An 18487-nucleotide genomic window follows, 5' to 3' on the forward strand; every position below is an offset into this window, starting at 1 on the left:
GACCTCTCCGGTGAGGTCCGCGCGGCCCGTCGGCGTCCCGCCCGGCCGGTAGCGCTCAGCCGGCCCGCGGCGCGCCCGGCCGGGAGCCCTCGACCCAGCGCTTCAACAGCGCCGCCGCCGCGCCCGAGTCGACCGCCTCGGCGGCCCGGGGCAGCACCGCGGCCAGCCGCTCGGACACCGGCCGCCGCGACGGCTCCAGCGCGGCCAGGCCGGCCGCCGCGGAGAGCAGGACGGCGTCGCGCACCGGCCCGCGCGCGCCGTCCAGGACGGCCCGCACCACCTCCGCGTTGTGGGCCGCGTCGCCCCCGCGCAGCGCGTCCGGAGCCGCGGTGGGGATGCCGAGCCCGCGCGGGTCGAGCCGCTCCTCGACGACCTCCCCGCCGGTCGCCGACCAGACCGTCGAGGTGGTGGCGACGGACAGCTCGTCGAGGCCGTCGTCACCCCGGAAGACCAGCGCGTCGACGCCCTGGCGGGCGAACACGGCGGCGATCAGCGGGCCCAGCCGCGGGTCGGCGACGCCGACCGCCATCGCCGTCGGCGAGGCCGGGTTGGTCAGCGGGCCCAGCGCGTTGAACGCCGTCGGCACGCCCAACTCGCGCCGGGCGACGGCCGCGTGGCGGAAGGCGGGGTGGAAGGCCGGGGCGAAGCAGAAGCCGATGCCGACCTCGCGCACCGAGCGGGCCACCTCCTGCGCCGACAGCTCCAGGGCGATGCCGAGCCGCTCCAGGACGTCGGCCGAGCCGGAGGCCGAGGAGGCCGAGCGGTTGCCGTGCTTGACCACCCGGGCGCCGGCCGCGGCCGCCACGATCGCGGCCATGGTGGAGACGTTGACGGTCTTCGCGCCGTCCCCGCCGGTGCCGACGATGTCCAGCGTCGGCCCGGGCACGTCCACCCGCACGGTGTGCTCGCGGGCGGACCGGACCAGCCCGTCGACCTCCTCGGCGGTCTCGCCCTTGGCCCGCAGCGCCACCAGGAAGCCGGCCAGCTGCGCCGGGGCCGCCTCGCCGCGCATCACCCGGTCCATCGCCCAGCCGGTGTCGGCGGCGCTCAGGTCCGTTCCGGCGATCAGTGCCGCGAGCAGCCGCGGCCAGTCTCGCGTGTCAGAATTCCCAGTCACGGGGCACCCGTTTCCGCTCGTCGTTTCCCGGTGGCGCGGTCAGCGGCCGACGCCGGCCGCGAGGAAGTTCTCCAGCAGTTGCATCCCGCCGGTGGTGGTGATGCTCTCGGGGTGGAACTGCACCGACTCGATCGGCAGGCTGCGGTGGCGCATGCCCATGACGTAGCCGTCGTCGTCAGCGGTGGCGGTGAGTTCCAGCTCCTCGGGCAGCGGCGAGGTGACGATCAGCGAGTGGTACCTGGTCGCGGTCAGGCTGTTGCCGAGGCCCGCGAACAGGCCGCGCCCGTCGTGGGTGACGGTGCTGGTGCGGCCGTGCATCAGCCGGTCGGCGACCTCGACCCGGCCGCCGAAGGCCAGCCCGATCGCCTGGTGGCCCAGGCAGACGCCGAGCAGCGGCACCCGCCCGGCGAAGTGGTGGACCAGCTCGACGTGCCCGGAGGCCGCCGGGTGGCCGGGGCCGGGGCCGAGCACGACCGCGTCCGGCCCGGAGGCCGCCAGCTGCTCCGGGGTGCGGGTGTGCGAGCGGACCACCTCGGTGTCCGCGCCGAGCGCCCGCAGGTACTGGTCGATGATGTGGACGAAGCTGTCCCGCGCGTCCACCAGCAGAACCTTCACGCCGTCAACTCCTCACCCGTCAGGGCCCAGTAGGCGGCGCCCAGTTTCGCCAGCGTCTCGTTCCACTCGCCCTCGGGCGTGGAGTCGGCGACGATCCCCGCCGAGCTCTGCACGGAGTACACCGCCCCGTCGTGCGCGATCGTCCGGATGCACAGCGCCAGTTCGCTCCAGCCGCCGACGTCGATCAGGCCGACGGCGCCCGCGTAGGCCCCGCGCGGCTCCCGCTCGATCTCGTGGATGATCTCCATGGCGCGCAGCTTCGGCGCGCCGGTCATGGTCCCGGCCGGGAAGGTCGCGCACAGCGACCGCCAGACGTCGGCGTCCTCCTCCAGCTCGGCGCTGACCGTCGACACCAGGTGGAAGACGTGCGAGAAGGTCTCCACCACCATCAGGTCGTCGGCGGCCAGGGTGTGCGGGCGGCAGACCCGGCTGATGTCGTTGCGCGAGAGGTCGACCAGCATCACGTGCTCGGCCTGCTCCTTGGGGCTGGCGAGCAGCGCCTTGATCCGCCGCTCGTTCTCCTCCTCGTCCGCGTCGCGGCGGGTGGTGCCGGCGATCGGGCGCATCACGATCCGGCCGTCCTCGATCCGGAACAGCAGCTCGGGGCTGGCCCCGATCAGCGTGCCCCCGCCGTTCGGCAGCAGGTACATGTGCGGGGAGGGGTTGCGCGAGCGCAGCCGCCGGTAGACCTCGACCGGGGTGAGCGCGGTGCGCACGTCGATCCGGTGGCCGACCTGGATCTGGTAGATGTCGCCGACCCGGATGTGCTCCAGGCAGCGCTCGACCCAGCCGTGGAAGGTGTCGCGGTCCACGCTGTCCTGCACCGACCGCGGGCGGACGGCGGGCGGGCACGCGGCCGGCGGGTCCTGCCAGGCGGCCTCCCGGGCGGCGCCCGGGACGTCGTACCGGCCCTGCCCGTCGAAGGCCGGGCAGTCCGCGCTCAGCAGCACCGGCGGTCCGGCCGGGTCGTAGCGGACGGCGTCGCGGAAGAGCGTCAGCACGGCGTCCGGGCGGGCCGGCGGCTGCGCCCGCGGCGGCAGGTCCTCCATGTGCCAGGCGGCGTCGTAGCCGAACCGGGCGAGGAAGCCGAAGTGGAAGCGGTCGCCGGGCAGTTCCCGGTCCGGGGCGAACAGGGCCTGCGCGCGCCGCAGGAACTCCCAGGTCCTGGCCGGGTCGTCGGCCGCCAGCCGGCCGGGGGCGCCGGCGGCGGGGGCGAGGCCCGCGGCCAGGGCGGCCGCCCGCAGGCCCGCGGCGAGCTCCGCCGCGCCGTCGATCTCCAGGTGGGAGCCGTACAGCCGGATCTCGGCGAGCCGGCCGCAGCCGACGACGGCCGGTCCGCCCGGCCGCCCGGACTCGGTGAGGCTCTCCAGCAGGTAGACCTCGTCCTGACCGTGCCGCCGGCTCAGCCGGGTGTACAGCTCCAGCGGGTCGTGCGACGGCAGCGGCACGGCGCCGAGCCGGACGGCGAACGGAGGGTGCGATGGCGCGTCTGGCATCGGAATCCTCATCGTGAAAGGCCGGCTGGGTACGGCCGGTGGACGAATGGTCTCCAGTCAATCCGTTGTTCCGGGAAGGCGGTCAGACCAGTTCTCCGGTGCGGAGGCAGGCCAATTCGTCGACGCTTGACCTTCTTTCCGCGGCCGGGCTGCAATGAGCGGGCCAGCGATTTCCGTTCCCATCCGAGGGCCGTGATGAATCGAATTCCGCAGACCGGAGCACGTGCCGCCTGGCGTTCCCTCCCGGCGGCCCAGCAACCGCAGTGGCCGGACCGGGCGGCGCTGCGCGAGGTGGTCGCCGACCTGACGGCCGCCCCGCCCCTGGTCCTCGCCGAGGAGTGCGACCGGCTGACCGACCGGATGGCCGCCGTCGCCCGCGGCGAGGCCTTCGTCCTGCAGGGCGGCGACTGCGCCGAGACCTTCGCGGGCCTCACCGCCGACGCGGTCACCGCCAAGCTGCGCACCCTGCTGCAGATGGCCGTGGTGCTGACCTACGCGGGCGGCGTCCCGGTGGTGAAGGTCGGCCGGCTGGCCGGGCAGTACGCCAAGCCGCGCTCCCAGCCGGACGAGACCAGGGGCGGCGTCAGCCTGCCCTCCTACCGTGGTGACGCGGTCAACGGCCCGGACTTCACCGAGTCGTCCCGCCGCCCGGACCCGGCCCGGCTGCGGCGGATGTACGAGGCGTCGGCCGTCACCCTCAACCTGGTGCGCGGCTTCGCGGCCGGCGGCAGCGCCTCCCTGTACCAGGCGCACCAGTGGAACCGGGGCTTCCTGGAGGACTCCGCCGAGGGCCGGCGCTACGAGGAGCTGGCCGACGGCGTGGACCGCGCGCTGCGCTTCCTGCAGGCCTGCGGCTGCGACCCGGCCGGGCTGCTGGAGGCCGAGTTCTTCGCCAGCCACGAGGGGCTGCTGCTGGACTACGAGCAGGCCCTCACCCGCACCGACCCGCGCACCGGGGCGGACTACGCGACCAGCGGCCACCTGCTCTGGCTCGGCGAGCGGACCAGGGGCCTGGACGACGCGCACGTCGCCTACTTCGCCGGCGTCCGCAACCCCGTCGCCGTCAAGCTCGGCCCGGCGACCACCGCGGACGAGGTGCTCGGCTACGTCGACCGCCTCGACCCCGAGCGCCGCCCCGGCCGGCTGGCCTTCGTGGCGCGGATGGGCGCCGGCCGGGTGCGCGAACTGCTGCCGCCGCTGGTCGAGAAGGTCGCGGCGGAGGGCGCGCAGGTCGCCTGGATCTGCGACCCGATGCACGGCAACACCGTGCAGACCGAGGACGGCCGCAAGACCCGCCGGTTCGACGACATCCTCGACGAGGTGGCCGGGTTCTTCGCGGTGCACCGGGAGCTGGGCACGCACGCGGGCGGCATCCACGTGGAGCTCACCGGCGACGACGTGACCGAGTGCCTCGGCGGCGGGGACGGGGTGCGCGCCGAGGACCTGCACCACCGCTACGAGACCGCCTGCGACCCGCGGCTGAACCACCGCCAGTCGCTGGACCTCGCCTTCCGGGTCGCGGAGCTGATGAAGGGCTGACCCCGGGGGCGCCGGGGGCCCCGGCGCGCGAGCGTGCCCGCCGGCGCCCGGTGCCCCCGGCGGCACGCGACGGCCGGGGCGGTGCGCGCCGACCCCGGCCATTCGGCAATTCCCCCCGCAATTCGGTCCCGCCACCCCGGTGGGCGGGTGCGGGGAACAGGCCTGCCGTCGGCGTGTTTTCAGGAGAACTGAAATTCGTTGACCCGTTGACGAGCCCGTCCTTAGAGTGCCTTGCGATCTGCGCCTGTTCCTCTGGGGGGAGTGGAAACGGTGGGGCACCGACCTGATTCCGGCATACGCCACGACGGCGGCGGGACACCCGTGCCGTCGGTCGCCTTCCGCATCCTCGGACCGCTGGAGGCGCTCGTCGACGGGCGGCCGCTGAACCTCGGCGGGATCCGCCAGCAGACGGTGCTCGCCGCCCTCCTGCTCGACGCCAACCGGGTGGTCAGCGTGGAGCGCCTGGTCCGGGCGCTGTACGAGGAGGCGCCGCCGGCCACCGCCCGCGCGCAGCTCCAGATCAGCGTCTCCGCGCTGCGCCGGCTGTTCGCCGCGCACGGCCTCTCCGACGTCATCACCACCCACCCGCAGGGCTACCTGATCGGGGTGGCGGACGACCAGCTCGACCTGCTGCGCGCCCGCGCCCTGGTCGGCCGGGCGCGGCCGCTGCGCGACCGGGGGCGGCGGGCCGAGGCCGCCGAGCTCTTCCGCGAGGCGCTGGTGCTGTGGCGCGGCGACCCGCTCGGCGGCCTGCCCAGCGAGGTGGTCCGCTCCGCCGCGACGGCGCTCACCGAGCAGTGGGCGGCCGCCACCGAGGAGCGCCTCCAGCTGGAGCTCGCGCTCGGCCGGCACGGCGAGGTCGTCGGGGAACTCCTCTCCCTGGTCGACGAGTTCCCGCTGCGGGAGCGGCTGCGCGGCCAGCTGATGCTGGCGCTGTACCGCTCGGGGCGGCAGGCGGAGGCGCTGCGGGTCTACCGCGACGCCCGGCAGTGGATGATCGACGAGCTCGGCGTCGAGCCGGACCCGCGGCTCAAGCGGCTCGAGCACGCCATCCTCGCCACCGACCCCCGGCTCGACCTCCCCGGCACCGGCCCGTCCGCCGCCCCGGCCGGCCGCCCGCCCGCCGGCCCGCCCGCCGCCACGGCACCCACCGCCCCCGCGGCCCCCGTCACCGTCCCCGAGATGCTCCCCGCCGACCTGGCGGACTTCACCGGCCGCGAGGACCTGCTCGCCGGGCTGCGCGAGCGGCTCCTGCTCGGCTCCCACGAGCAGTCCCGGCTGGCCGTCCCGGTCGTCTCCGTCGTCGGCAAGGCCGGGGTCGGCAAGACCGCCCTGGCCGTCCACGCCGCCCACCAGATCGCCGCCGAGTTCCCCGGCGGGCAGCTCTTCGCCGACCTGCACGGCGCGGCCCCCGACACCGTCGGACCGGCCCAGGTCCTGGAGCGCTTCCTGCGGGCCCTCGGCGTCAACGGCACCGCCGTCCCCGAGGGCCTGGAGGAACGGGCCGAGATGTACCGCGCGCTGCTCGCCGAACGCCGCGTGCTGATCGTCCTGGACAACGTCGCCACCGAGCACCAGATCACCCCGTTGCTGCCCGGCAAGCCCACGTCGGCGGTGATCGTCACCAGCCGGCGGCACATCGGCAGCCTCGCCGGGGCCGTCCGGGTGGACGTGCCCACCCTCGCCCCCGGGCAGTCGGCCGAACTGCTCGGGCGGATCGCCGGCCCCGGGCGGGTCGCCGCCGAGCCGGCGGCCGCCGCGGCGCTTGCCGAGCTCTGCGGCCACCTGCCGCTGGCGCTGCGCATCGCGGGTGCCCGGCTCGCCGCCCGGCCGCACTGGGAGCTCACCGAGCTGGCGGAGCGCCTGGAGGACGAGACCCGCCGGCTCGACGAGCTCAAGTACGCCGACGTCGGCATCCGGGCCGGCCTGTCGCTGACCTACGACGGCGTCAGCGAGGACGCCCGGCGGCTGCTGCGCAGGCTCGCCCTGGTCGACGAGGGGCCGTTCTCGGCCTGGGTCGGGATGGCGCTGCTCGACCTGCCCGAGCACCGGGTCCAGGACCTGATCGACGAACTCTCCGACGCCCAGCTGCTGGACGCCGTCGCCGCCGCGCCCGGGCGCCACACCCAGTACCGGCTGCACAACCTGATCCGGGTCTTCGCGCGCGAGCGCCTGGTGGCGGAGGAGGGCGCCGAGGCCCGGGAGGCCGCGCTGACCCGGGTGCTCGGCTGCTTCCTCCACCTGCTGGTCGAGGCGCGCCGGCGCGAGTACGGGCGGGACGTGCTGATCCGCGGCCGCGGCACCGCGCTGCACCCGCTGCCCGACCGCACGGTGGACCGCATCCTGGCCGAACCGCTGCTGTGGTTCTCCCGCGAGCGCCCGATGCTCGTCGCGCGGGTCAGACAGGCGGCCGTGATGGGCCTCACCGCGCACTGCTGGGAGCTCGCCGTCACCGCGGTTACCTTCCTGGAGACCCACGGCCGGCTGGACGACTGGCGGGTCACCCACGAACTCGCCCTCGCCGCGGCCCGCAAGGGCGGCGACCGGCTCGGCCAGGCCGCCACGCTGCACTCGCTCGGCTCGCTCGCCCTGACCCGGCAGAACTTCGCCGCAGCCGAGGAGCGCTTCCGGCAGGCCGCCGGGATCTTCACCGAGCTCGGCGACGACCTCGGCTCCGCGCTCACCGCCCGCGGCCTCGGCTACCTGGCCCGGGTGGACGGCCGGCCCGACGAGGCGACCCGCCACTACCAGGCGGCCCTCACCGTGCTGCGGGCCGGCGGCGACTCGGTGGCCGTCGCCTACGTCCTGCACAACCTCGCCCAGCTCAGGCTGGGGGCGGGGGACGAGACCGGGGCCGCCGAACTGCTCCACGAGGCACTGCGGTTGAGCCGGGAGGGGCGCGGGCGCCGGGTCGAGGCGCAGGTGCTCCACCGGATGGGCCAGAGCCACCTGGAACGCGGGGACCACGACCGGGCCCTGGAGGCCTTCTCGCAGGCCCTCGACGTGGTCCGGCTGATCGGCGACCACACCGGTGAGATCTACGCGCTGCACGGCATCGGCGCGGCCCGGCACCGGCTCGGCGAGACGGGCGAGGCCGCGCACGCCCTGCACCGCGCCCTGGTCCTCGCGGAGGCCGCCAACGAGCGCCTGATCATGGGCCGGATCCTGGTCACCCTGGGCGAGTTGGCGCTCGGCACCGGCGAGGCCGAACGGGCCGCCGAGCACCTCAGACGGGCCCGGCTGGTGTTCCGGCTGATGCGCACACCGGCCGAGGAGGCCCGCACGCTCGACCTGCTGCGCGCGGCCCGGCTGGCCGCCGGTCAGCCCGGGCCGGCCGGGCCGGCCCCTCCGACGGAGGCCGGGCCGGACACCGCCCGGCCCGGGCGGTGGGCCCGGCCGGACCCGAGGGCCCAGCCGCCGCGGTCCGCCCGCCCCGTCCGGTCGGCCTGCCCCGCCCCGCCCGGCCCGGCGGCCCAGCCCGGGCGGCCCGGCCAGCCCGCCGGCCCCGCCCAGCCCGTTCACCCCCTTCAGCCCGTTCAGCCCGTTCAGTCGGCGACGAACGCCACCGCGTAGTGGTTCAGCGAGAGGGTGAGGTTCACCCGGTGCCCTGACCCGCCGTCGGGGATCCGGAAGGTGGCCGCCACCTCGGGGTGCGCGGTACAGAGGCCGAGTGCGGTGAAGTACCGGTCGACGTCGAAGACCAGCCGGTAGAGGCCCCGCCCGCCGTCCGTCCCGCCCCACTCGTCGATCCGGCCGCTCGCGTCGGTCCTGCGCTCGACCACCGGCACCCACTCGTCGTCCACGAGCGACTCCAGCCGCGCGTCGAGTCCGGCGGCGGAGCGCCCGTGGACGCCGTCCAGCGCTTCGACGATGACCTTCCCCATGCTCAGCCCACCCGTTCCACGCGTGACGACGGCGACGACCTGCGCGGTCCACCCGGAATGTCGGCCATGAATAACCACTCCTTACCTCAGTACACGATGCATCGGGAAAAGGGCGCGTCGAGCCTATTGTCGGCAGCCGCGCTATCGGCCCGCCATCGAATGCTTATTTGTTTGAAAAGTCTTGACGGGTGCTCATTCCCGCCCAGTAAAGTCACCGCTGCCAGCCACATTCACCCGCCGCCGCACACCGCGACCCCCGTCCGGGCGTCCGTCCGGTGGCGTTCCCGAAAGAGGCGGAAATACCCATGTCCTCGAAATCCGTCCCCACCGCACGACGGCTCCGGGTGTTCGACTCGACGCTGCGCGACGGCGAGCAGGCCCCCGGCAACGCGATGAACCCCGAGCAGAAGCTGGAGCTGGCCCTCGCCATCGAGGCCACCGGCGTCGACACCATCGAGGCCGGCTTCCCGAGTTCGTCACCGCGCGACTTCGAGGCGGCGAGACTCATCTCGGGGGCGCTCACCACCGCCAAGGTGGCCACCCTCAACCGGGCGGTCCGCTCGGACATCGAGCTGGCCGCCGAGGCCGCCGGCACCGGCCACCAGATCCAGATCATGGCCACCGGCAGCGACGTGCACCTGGAGCACAAGCGCGGCCTCACCCGCGCCGAGGGCCTCCACGAGATCGTCGACAGCATCCGGTTCGCCCGTGAGCTGGGCTTCACCGACATCACGCTCGGCCTGGAGGACGCCAGCCGGGGCAGCGACGACCTGCTGCGCCCGATGATCGAGGCCGGCATCGCCGAGGGCGCCCGCACGGTGGCGCTCGCCGACACCACCGGCTGCCTGCTCCCGGCCGAGTTCGGCGCGCAGGTCGCCCGGGTCCGCTCCTGGATACCCGACGACGTCATCCTGTCCACCCACTGCCACCAGGACCTCGGGCTCTCCCTCGCCAACGCCCTGGCCGGCGTCGCGGCGGGCGCGGACGAGGTGCAGGCCACCATCGCCGGCATCGGCGAGCGCGCCGGCAACACCCCGCTGGAGGAGCTCGCCGCCGTGCTGCTCTACAAGGGCGAGCAGCTGGGCGTCACGAGCGTGCTGCGCACCGAGAAGTTCTACCCGGCCTATCAGCTGCTGGCCCGCATCATCGGAATGTCCACCCCGCGCAACAAGGCCATTTTCGGCGAGAACGCCTTCGCCACCCAGGCCGGAATCCACCAGGCCGGCATGCTGCGCAATCCGGTGACCTACGAGTACGTCGAACCGCACAGCTTCGGCCGGGAGCGCGGAATCCTCATCGGCCGGCACTCCGGGCGCACCGTGGTCCGCAACCTGTTCGACCAGATGGGCCTCGGCGCCGAGCGCGACCTGCTCGACGAGATCTACGACACCTACATCGCCGACCGCGCCGACGGCACCTGCGTCGAGCTCGGCGAACTGCGCGAGATCATCGCCGGCCGCCTGCGCCGCACCGCCGACGCCGCCGGGATGGCGGTGGCCGGGCGATGAGCGGCACCGCGCGCAACCTGATCGAGAAGGTCTGGGAGAGCCACGTCGTCGACCGGGCCCCGGGCGAGCCCGACCTCCTCTACATCGACCTCCACCTGCTCCACGAGGCCAGCTCCCCGCAGGCCTTCGACGGCCTGCAGCTGGCCGGGCGCCGGGTCCGCCGGCCCGACCTCGCCCTCGCCCTGGAAGACCACAACGTGCCCACCAACACGCTGCTGGTCAAGGACGCGATGGGCAGCGCCCAGCTGGAGCGGCTGCGCGAGAACTGCGCCGAGCAGGGCATCGAGCTCTTCTCGCTGGGCGACGACCACCAGGGCATCGTCCACGTGGTGGCGCCCGAACTGGGCTTCGTGCGCCCCGGGATGACCGTGGTCTGCGGCGACAGCCACACCTCCACGCACGGCGCCTTCGGGGCGCTCGCCTTCGGCGTCGGCACCAGCGACGTGGAGCACGTCCTCGCCACCCAGACGCTGGCGCTCCCGCGCCCCCGGACGATGGCCGTCGAGTTCCTCGGCGAGCCGCCGGCCGACGTGACCCCGAAGGACCTGATCCTCGCCCTCATCGCGCACATCGGTGCCAACGGCGCCAACGGCTACGCGATCGAGTACCGCGGCCGGGCCGTCGAGAACCTCTCCATGGAGGGGCGGATGACGGTCTGCAACATGAGCATCGAGGCGGGTGCCCGGGCCGGTCTGATCGCCCCGGACGACACCACGCTGGACTACCTGCGCGAGCGCTGGGCGGACACCGGCGCCGACTGGGACGAGGCCGAGCTCCACTGGCGCTCGCTGCGCACCGACGAGGGCGCCGCCTTCGACCGCGTCGTCGAGCTGGACGTCACCGGGCTGCGGCCGTTCGTCACCTGGGGCACCAACCCCGGCCAGGCCGTGCCGCTGGACGGCGCGGTGCCGGCGCCGGAGACCTTCGCGACCGCCGCCGAGCAGCAGGCCGCCCGACGGGCCCTGGAGTACATGGGCCTGGAGCCGGAGGTCGCCCTGCGCGACGTGCGGATCGACACGGTCTTCCTGGGCTCCTGCACCAACGGCCGGATCGAGGACCTCCGGGCCGCCGCCGACGTGCTGCGCGGCCGCAAGGTCTCCGACGGCATCACCATGCTCGTCGTCCCCGGCTCGATGGCCGTCCGGGCCCAGGCCGAGGAGGAGGGGCTGCACAAGGTGTTCCTGGACGCCGGCGCGCAGTGGCGGCTGTCCGGCTGCTCGATGTGCATGGGCATCAACGCCGACCGCCTGCAGGGCATCCAGCGGGTCGCCTCCACCTCCAACCGGAACTACGAGGGCCGGCAGGGCACCCACGCCCGCACCCACCTGGTCTCGCCCGTCGTCGCCGCCACCACCGCCGTCGTCGGCCGGCTGGCCGCGCCGACCGAGCTGTGAGCGCCGCCGGGCGCACCAGCCCGACCCGTCCGTCCGACCGGATCCGTCCGTCCGACCGGATCCGTCCGTCCGACCCGACCGCGCCGACCGCGCGCACCGACCAGCAGGGGGCACAGGCATGAGGGAGCCGCTCACGGCGCACACCGGACGGGCCGTCGCGCTCTCCCGGGACGACGTCGACACCGACCAGATCATCCCGGCCGAGTTCTGCAAGCGGCTCACCAAGTCCGGCTACGCCGACACCCTGTTCGGGCACTGGCGCAAGGAGCCCGGGTTCGTCCTGAACCAGCCGCAGCACCAGGACGCCAGCATCCTGGTGGCGGGCCACAACTTCGGCACCGGCAGCTCCCGCGAGCACGCCGTGTGGGCGCTGCGCGACTGGGGCTTCCGGGCCGTCATCGCCACCAGCTTCGGCGACATCTTCCTGCGCAACGCGCTGAAGAACGGCCTGCTGGCCGTCGCCCTGCCGGTGCCCGTCGTCGCCGACCTCGCCGAACGGGCCCAGGCCGACCCGGAGTTCGGGATCACCGTCGACCTCGAGGCGCTCACCGTCACCGCCGCCGGCGGGACCTGGGAGTTCGAGGCGGACCACCGCGCCCGCTGGCTGCTGCTCAACGGCCTCGACGACATCGACGTGACCCTCCGCAAGGCCGACGCGATCGCCGCCTTCGAACAGCGCCGCCCCGCCTGGATGACCAGCATCACCCGCGGAGCCCTCTCCTCCCCGGAGGCGGCGCGCAAGCGCCGGGCCTCCTGACCACCGGCGCCCGCGGCGCCCCCGCCCGAGACGCCGGGCCGTGCGGCGGTGACCCCGCCCGACCCCGGCCGGCCCGGCCGGCCCGACCCGGAACCGGCCGGCCCCACCCCAGAAACGGTGAGACCCATGACCAAGACAGTGACCGTCATCCCCGGTGACGGCATCGGACCCGAGGTGACCCAGGAGGCCCTGGAGACCATCGACGCGCTGGGCCTGGACCTCGCGTTCGACGTCCTCGACCACGTCAACGCCGACACCTACCTGCGGACCGGGGTCTCCCTGTCCGACGAGGACTTCGAACGGATCAGGGCCAGCGACTCGGTGCTCTTCGGCGCCATCGGCGACCCCCGGGTGAAGACCTCGGACTACGGCCGCGGCGTCCTGCTGCGCCTGCGCTTCGACCTCGACCTCTACGTCAACCACCGCCCCGCCACCCTGCTGCACGAGCGGCTGAGCCCGCTGCGCGACGACCGGACCCGCGGCATCGACGCCGTGATCGTCCGGGAGAACACCGAGGGCCTCTACACCGACATCGGCGGCGTGCTGCGCGGCGGCACCGAGCACGAGATGGCGATCGACGCGGACGTCAGCACCCACATGGGCGTCTCGCGGGTGATGGAGTACGCCTACTCGATCGCCGAGCGCGGCGTCTGCATGGTCGACAAGTCCAACGCCGTGCGGCACGGCGGGCAGGTCTGGCAGCGGGCCTTCCGGGCGGCCGCCGACCGCAACCCCGGCATCCGCTCCACCCACCTCTACGTCGACGCCGCGGCGATGAAGCTGATCTCCGACCCGTCGCAGTTCGACGTCATCGTCACCAACAACTCCTACGGCGACATCCTCAGCGACCTGGCCGCCATGCTGGCCGGCGGTCTGGGCAACGCCGCCTCCGCCAACATCAACCCGGCGACCGGGTTCGGCCTGTACGAGCCGGTGCACGGCAGCGCGCCCGACATCGCCGGCCGGGGCATCGGCAACCCCTTCGGCGCGATCCTCAGCTCCGCGCTGATGCTGGAGCGCCTGGGCTGGGCGGCCGAGGCGAAGGCGGTCCAGCTGGCCGTCGGCACCGCCGTCGGCGAGGGCGCGTGCACCCCGGACCTCGGCGGCACCCTCGGCACCAAGGAGGCCGGCGCCGCGGTCCGGGCCGCCCTCAGGGCCTGACGCACCCCCACCGGCCCCCTGCCGCCGCCGTGGTCGCCCCACCGACCACGGCGGCCGCCGCGGTCGGTGCACGTGCTCCGGCGGGCTAGCCCCAGGGGTTGTGCTCGCCCGACCGGTGGTCGGCGCAGAAGGCGGCGGTGCGGAAGGCGGCGGTACGGATCCCGGCGGTGCGGAACGCGGTGTGCTCGGTCATCTCGAACTGACTCCAAGTCCTGACGGCGGCCGGTCGGCAGCGGGGTAGGGACGGCTGCAGCCTGGCAGCCCCGGCCATCGGCCCGCTATCGACGCCGGCCGGCGCGCCCGCCCGGGCCCCCGCCGACCCCCACGGGGCGGATCGGGTGACGCGGGTTTGGCCACGGGGCCGCCACGGAACGACTTCCCACCGCACCGGCCGCAGCACCAGGCTGCCGCCCGGACCCGAGGGGTGGCAGGCATGGCCTCCGCAGGTTCCCAGGGAGGTCCCCCGCAGGCGCGGGCCCTCGTGCTCGCCCGCCGCCCCAAGCTCTGGATCGTCCCCGCCGTCCTGTGCGGGCTGGTGGCCGTGGTGCTCTCGCTGCTCTACATGGGCGGCATCGTCAACCCGGTCGGGCAGCTGCACCGGCTGCCGATCGCCCTGGTGAACGCCGACCGCAACGCGCCCCCGCCGGGCCGGGAGACGAACCTCGGCACCGAGCTGACCCGGGCCGTCGTCGCGAACACTCCGGCCGGCACCGTCGACTGGCGCCAGGTCGACCCGGACGAGGCGAACGAGCAGCTGGCCACCGGCAAGGTCTACGGCGCGCTGGTCGTCCCGGCGGACTTCACCCCCGCCGTCGAGGCCCTGGCGGCCGGGCGGGCGACGGAGCAGCCCACCCTGACGGTGCTGACCAACCCCGGGCTCGGCAGCCTCGGCTCCTCGCTGGCCTCCCAGACCACCCAGGCCGCGGCCCACCAGGCCTCGCTGGCGGTCGGCAAGCAGCTGACCGCCGCCCTGCCGCCCGCCGGGGACCAGGGCACGGGCGGGCCCGACACCAGCCCCACCGCGCGGCTGCTGCTCGCCGACCCGCTCGCCGTCACCACCCGGGTCGGCCACCCGATCGGCACCCACAGCGGGCTCGGCCTGACCGCCTTCTACTACACGCTGCTGGCCGTGCTGATGGGCTTCATCGGTGGCAACATCATCCACAACGGCGTCGACACGGCGCTCGGCTACAGCGACAGCGAGCTCGGCCCCTGGCACACCCGGCGGCCGACCGTCCCGATCAGCCGCACCCAGACGCTGCTGCTGAAGATGGTCATGACGGCCGGGATCACCCTGCTCACCACCACCCTGGTGATGCTCTGCTCGATCACCCTGCTCGGCATGGACGCCCCGCACCAGGGACTGCTCTGGGTGTTCGCCTACTGCGCCAGCCTGGCCGTCGGCCTCGGCGTCCAGGCGATCAACGCGGCCTTCGGCGGCATCGGCCAGCTGGTGTCGATGTTCGTCTTCATCGCGTTCGCACTGCCGTCCTCCGGGGCGACCATCCCGCTCCAGGCGGTGCCCGGGTTCTACCGCTTCCTGGCGACCTTCGAGCCGATGCGCCAGCTCAGCGACGGCATCCGGGCCATCCTCTTCTTCGACGCCCGGGCGGACGCGGGCCTCACCCGGGCCTGGATCATGATCGTGATCGGCACCGTGCTCGCGCTGGCCTTCGGCTTCGGGATGACCCGCTACTACGACCGCAAGGGCCTGCACCGCTGGACCCCGCAGGCCGGGTGAACCGGCCGCGGGCGCCCAGCCCCCGGCCTCAGCGGCCGATCGACAGCACCACCGCGCTGGTCCCGCCCCCGGGCGTCTGGTAGTCCACGGTGTCCCCGGCGCGGTGCCCGAGCAGCGCCCGGCCGAGCGGACTGTCGGCCGTCACCAGGTTCTGCTCCAGGTGCTCGGCGAGCTCCCCGACCGCCACGGTCTCCCGGCTGCCGTCCGCGAACCGGAGGGTCACGGTGGAGCCCACCCCCACCACGTCGGTGGCCGGCGGGCCCGCCACCTCCGCCTCGTGGAGCCGCAGCTCCAGCTCGGCGATCCGCCGGTCCAGCCGCAGCACGTCGGAGGCCCGCTGCAGCTCGTCCGCCGCGTCGGCCCGGTCGCCGACCGGGTCCTCCGCGCGCAGCGTCGCGGCGGCCCTGGCCCGCTCGGCGCGCAGCTGCGCCAGGTCCTCCTGCACCGCCCGCAGGCCCTCGGGACTGATGGGCTCGGGACCGCCTGTCATACCTGCTCCCGGGATCGCTGGTCGTCCGCTCACCGCACGGCGCTCTCCATTACCGCACCGCCCCGGACCCCCGGCAACTCCTTCCGGAGGACCTCCCCCTCGGCCCGGCACCGGAGCAGCGGCCGCCCCGGGGCGCGGTCGGCACGGCGCCGGGACGGCTGCCGGACGGGGGACCCCCTCCCTGCGGACGACCGGGTGGGGCCGGGTGTCACCGGGCGAGCGACGCCGGGTGTCGGCGCGCGAGCGACGCCGTCGGGACGACCGGTTCGAGGAAGACACTGGGCGTGCCGTGCCAGGACACGTGCAGGGCCTCCCTCGCCCGCGTGCACGCCACGAAGAGCAGGCTCAGCTCCCCGTTGAGGTCCTCCTGGTGCTGCAGCGGGTCGGTGTCCACCGGAGTGATCGCGCTCCGCATGGGCACCAGGCCGTCGCTCACGCCGGCCACGGCGACGTAGCGGAACTCCAGCCCCTTCATCCGGTGCATGGTGCCGACCCGGACACCGGGCGCCGGCGCGTTGCCGAGCAGCCAGGCCGGTGTCCCGGCCCGCTCCAGGGCCTGGGTGATGTCACGGCCGAGCCGGGCGGTCCGGGCGGCGACGCCGATGTCCTCGGGACTCACCCCCGAGGCGGTCCACTCCCCGACGCGGGCGACCAGGGCCCGGATCTCCTCGGCCTCGTCGACGTGGCCGTGCGTCTCGGGGCGGGCCCCGTGGAGGGTCGAGTGGTAGCCGGCGAGGGACTCCTCCCCGCCGTCCATGTCGTCCGGGCGCTCACCGGTGAGCAGGGACGCGGACCAGCTGAGGATCTCGTGCGTCGTCCGGTAGTTGATCCGCAGCCGGGAGGACCGCCCGACCACCTGGATCCCGAGCGAGCGCAGCGAGACCTTGTTCCCGTAGATCCGCTGGTGCGGGTCACCGGCGAGGAACAGGTCGTCCGGCCCGGGCGCGACGACCGCGCGCAGGAACCTCCACTGCGCGGGGTGCAGGTCCTGCGCCTCGTCGATCACCACGTGCCGGAACGGGCGCTCGTCCTGCTCGTCGAGCACCCGCGCGGCCTGCGCGCAGACCTGCAGGAAGGTCCACTCCCCGGCCTGCCGCAGCTCCTCCTCGAACGCGGCCACCGCCCGCCACAGCTGGGCCTTCCTCAGCGGGCCGAGGGCCGTCCCCCGGCCGGACCGGGACGCCTTCAGGTACTGCTCCGGGCTCTCGATCGCCTGGGCCAGGACGACCTGCCGCCACTCCTGGTCCAGGAAGACGTCGGTGAAGTCGACCCCAAGCCGGTCGGCGATCCGGCCCCAACGGGCGAGGACGGCGCGCTGGTTGAAGACGATCTTCAGCGGAGCGCCGCCGCGCGAACGGCGGAGGACCTCGTTCGCCAGCGCGTCGACGGTGACCACCCGGACCTTCGCCCTGGCCCGCTCGTCCGTGACGAGCAGCGTGAGGCACCGTTCCAGCTCCGCGGCGAGGTCCTTGGTGAAGGTGGTCAGCAGAATCGATCCGTCGGGTGCGTCCGCCGGCAACCGGCGCGCCAGGTGGTAGGCGCGGTGCAGGGCCACCACGGTCTTGCCGGTCCCGGGCCCGCCGGTGACGCGGGCGGGCCCGTTGTAGGAGTCCCGGTAGGCGATCCGGTACTGGGCCGGGTGGAGGAAGATCCGCCACGCGTCGAACGGGCGCTCCAGGATCTCCAGCAGCTCCTCGGGGCAGGACACCAGGGCGACCCGGCCGCGTGCGTGGGCCATCGCCGAGACCAGCCCGTCCTCGGGCTGCGCCGCGCTCACCGGGGCCGCCGTCCGGGCGTAGGCCTGGACGATCTCGCGGTCGACCTCCTCCGGCTCCATCCCGCTCGCGAGGCCGATCAGCACGTCGAACTGCTGCTCCGGCAGGACCCGGTGGAGCGCCTCCAGGTGGGCCTCGTCGGGGAGCAGCCGGATGATCGGCAGGATCTCCTCGTCGACGCCCAGGCTGCGCAGGACCTTGTCGGAGCGGTCGGCGAAGAGCCGCCGGGGCTCGTCGGTGGCAGCGGCCTTCAGGGACTCGGTCGCACGCTCCAGCGCGACGTCGTTGCGTATCTCGATGCCCTGGGTGGCGGTGTTGACCGAGCCCCGGTGCTTGCACGCCCAGTCGTTGGCCTTGTCGTGGGGGAGGACCTTCAGCAGGAGGTAGCCGTCACCCTCGTCCTCCTTGAGGACCACCCCGCGCCAGAAGGCGGTGATCCGGATGGTCCGGATCCGGGGATCCCGCTGGTGGGCGAGCTTCTCCAGGTGCAGGCCGGCGTGCGTGGCCCCGGTGAACTTCTCGAAGGCCTCGAACACCCGCCGCTGCACCGGCTTCTCCAGCGCCGTGAACTCCAGCAGGAAGTCCCGGTGCATCCCCAGCGTCGCCACGCGTCCCCCTCGTTGCGCGACTCGGTCGGTCGGGCGGTGTGCCCACTGTACTGGCCTGGACGATCACTCGGGCCGCGTACGGACGACCGCCGCACACACCCCGCGCCCGGCCCGCACCAGGGCGTGATTGACGCCCGTCGCACGGGCTGCGGCGGGGCGACCCGCGGCGGTCGAGTCCGCGGGGCGGCTTCGAGGCCGGGCCGATGCGGTGGCCCGCTGCCCGGGGGGGGGGGCGGGCGGGGCCGTTTCGAGGGGGCGGAGGGTGGCGGTGATCACGCCGGGGGGTGGGGGGTGAGGGGTGCCAGGGGTGGTGCGGGGGGCGGCGGTTGGGGCGAAGGTGCTGGTCCGGGGCGTGCCGGGGGCGGTGGTGCGGGGCGGGCGGGGCGGGCACCGGGGTGGGAC

Annotated in this window: 13 protein-coding genes; 7 read left to right on the forward strand and 6 right to left on the reverse strand. The window is 74.5% G+C overall.

Annotated features, from left to right (window positions below; all coding sequences use genetic code 11):
- Window positions 1-55: 55 nt before the first annotated feature.
- Genes trpD through AB0N04_RS00015 form a run of 3 tightly spaced genes read right to left on the reverse strand, consistent with a single transcriptional unit; the run spans window position 56 to window position 3228 of the window.
- On the reverse strand, window positions 56-1117 hold the full coding sequence (gene trpD, locus AB0N04_RS00005; protein WP_363362805.1) for an anthranilate phosphoribosyltransferase: 1062 nt from the start codon (window positions 1115-1117) through the stop codon (window positions 56-58).
- Window positions 1118-1156: 39 nt separating this feature from the next.
- Window positions 1157-1732 (reverse strand): aminodeoxychorismate/anthranilate synthase component II, encoded by a 576-nt coding sequence (locus AB0N04_RS00010; RefSeq protein WP_360223147.1) that lies wholly within the window; start codon window positions 1730-1732, stop codon window positions 1157-1159.
- The gene (locus AB0N04_RS00015; protein ID WP_360223150.1) at window positions 1729-3228 is read right to left on the reverse strand and encodes an anthranilate synthase component I family protein; all 1500 of its coding nucleotides are present in this window, start codon (window positions 3226-3228) and stop codon (window positions 1729-1731) included. Before AB0N04_RS00015 ends, AB0N04_RS00010 begins: the two co-directional genes overlap by 4 nt.
- Window positions 3229-3423: 195 nt before the next feature.
- Here AB0N04_RS00015 and AB0N04_RS00020 point away from each other — a divergent pair, with 195 nt between their 5' ends.
- The gene (locus AB0N04_RS00020) at window positions 3424-4767 is read left to right on the forward strand and encodes a class II 3-deoxy-7-phosphoheptulonate synthase (RefSeq protein ID WP_360223153.1); all 1344 of its coding nucleotides are present in this window, start codon (window positions 3424-3426) and stop codon (window positions 4765-4767) included.
- Between the two features lie 321 nt (window positions 4768-5088).
- Window positions 5089-8340, forward strand: coding sequence for a BTAD domain-containing putative transcriptional regulator (locus AB0N04_RS00025; RefSeq protein WP_360223156.1), 3252 nt, complete (start codon window positions 5089-5091; stop codon window positions 8338-8340).
- Here AB0N04_RS00025 and AB0N04_RS00030 read toward each other — a convergent pair.
- Window positions 8313-8651, reverse strand: coding sequence for a hydroxyisourate hydrolase (locus tag AB0N04_RS00030; protein ID WP_360223449.1), 339 nt, complete (start codon window positions 8649-8651; stop codon window positions 8313-8315). The two genes, AB0N04_RS00025 and AB0N04_RS00030, sit on opposite strands and share 28 nt — an antisense overlap.
- A gap of 305 nt (window positions 8652-8956) precedes the next feature.
- Between AB0N04_RS00030 and AB0N04_RS00035 the strand changes: the two genes are divergently transcribed.
- The 5 genes from AB0N04_RS00035 to AB0N04_RS00055 all read left to right on the forward strand — a co-directional run bounded on the left by AB0N04_RS00035 (window position 8957) and on the right by AB0N04_RS00055 (window position 15212).
- Window positions 8957-10159 carry a pyruvate carboxyltransferase gene (locus tag AB0N04_RS00035; RefSeq protein WP_360223447.1) on the forward strand — a complete coding sequence of 401 codons (1203 nt, stop codon included), beginning with the start codon at window positions 8957-8959 and terminating at the stop codon, window positions 10157-10159.
- The gene (leuC, locus tag AB0N04_RS00040) at window positions 10156-11553 is read left to right on the forward strand and encodes a 3-isopropylmalate dehydratase large subunit (protein WP_360222070.1); all 1398 of its coding nucleotides are present in this window, start codon (window positions 10156-10158) and stop codon (window positions 11551-11553) included. The genes AB0N04_RS00035 and leuC overlap by 4 nt, the downstream gene beginning before the upstream one ends.
- Before the next feature lie 118 nt (window positions 11554-11671).
- The gene (leuD, locus tag AB0N04_RS00045) at window positions 11672-12310 is read left to right on the forward strand and encodes a 3-isopropylmalate dehydratase small subunit (RefSeq protein WP_360222067.1); all 639 of its coding nucleotides are present in this window, start codon (window positions 11672-11674) and stop codon (window positions 12308-12310) included.
- Window positions 12311-12436: 126 nt separating this feature from the next.
- Window positions 12437-13471: an isocitrate/isopropylmalate family dehydrogenase gene (locus AB0N04_RS00050; protein WP_360222064.1), complete on the forward strand. Its 1035-nt coding sequence runs from the start codon at window positions 12437-12439 to the stop codon at window positions 13469-13471.
- Between the two features lie 433 nt (window positions 13472-13904).
- Complete coding sequence (locus tag AB0N04_RS00055) at window positions 13905-15212, forward strand: DUF3533 domain-containing protein (protein WP_360222061.1); 1308 nt, start codon at window positions 13905-13907, stop codon at window positions 15210-15212.
- 28 nt (window positions 15213-15240) lie between these two features.
- On the opposite strand, the gene AB0N04_RS00060 is transcribed toward AB0N04_RS00055, so the two are convergent.
- Window positions 15241-15702 carry a GreA/GreB family elongation factor gene (locus AB0N04_RS00060; protein ID WP_360222058.1) on the reverse strand — a complete coding sequence of 154 codons (462 nt, stop codon included), beginning with the start codon at window positions 15700-15702 and terminating at the stop codon, window positions 15241-15243.
- Window positions 15703-15910: 208 nt separating this feature from the next.
- Complete coding sequence (locus AB0N04_RS00065) at window positions 15911-18070, reverse strand: UvrD-helicase domain-containing protein (RefSeq protein WP_360222073.1); 2160 nt, start codon at window positions 18068-18070, stop codon at window positions 15911-15913.
- Between the last annotated feature and the right edge of the window lie 417 nt (window positions 18071-18487).

It is taken from the genome of Kitasatospora sp. NPDC051702, assembly GCF_040681575.1.
GTDB lineage: Bacteria > Actinomycetota > Actinomycetes > Streptomycetales > Streptomycetaceae > Kitasatospora.